Source organism: Aeromicrobium sp. PE09-221 (assembly GCF_002174305.1).
GTDB lineage: Bacteria > Actinomycetota > Actinomycetes > Propionibacteriales > Nocardioidaceae > Aeromicrobium.
On sequence record NZ_MIJB01000103.1, the window covers coordinates 1 to 602 of the forward strand.

General features: G+C 42.2%; 1 pseudogene. It reads right to left on the reverse strand.

What is annotated here, in order from left to right:
• Positions 1-258, reverse strand: a pseudogene (locus BHE97_RS19580) (endonuclease III); the annotation flags it as partial.
• Positions 259-602 lie beyond the last annotated feature (344 nt).

A 602-nucleotide genomic window follows, 5' to 3' on the forward strand; every position in this document is an offset into this window, starting at 1 on the left:
ATCAAGCAGCATACGACATGTCTTAATGGTGTTTTCTGCTTTAGAATTAAACAGACCGATAGTCTTGATGTACTCTTTCAGGCCATCGACACCTAGGTCGAAAATCGCTTGTGGAGTATTGGCAACAGGGTAAAGCTTATCTGTAGATTTGTTCACGCTGACGTCAGTTACCTGTGCAGACAAAAGTACCGCAATCAGAAGGTCGAAAGGACTACTCAAATTTAGATAAGTCTCCGGCTTTGGGTTGTTTTCTCTCAAACGCTCAAGTATTTGTACTCGTCCTTTACAACAATCATAAGCGACATTACTTTCAAATAGTTAGGGCAGAGCTCTAGAGTGGGTATTCATTACACTCGAAAAACTCAGGCCGTATCATCGGTTACGCGCTCTTATGAGCGTCATTGTTATGTGTATTGGTTATATCTATTTCTGCTGAGCGATTGAGCAGCTCAGCAGATTTTTGTTGTTAAGCGTTAGTCACGCGGGCACGCTCAATAACAGGTTTTTCTGGCTTTGGTTGTTTCGATTTCGCTTGATGATCGATGATGTTTTTCAACGCTATCAAGAAACCAACACCAATAAATTCGCCCGGTGGACGTAGA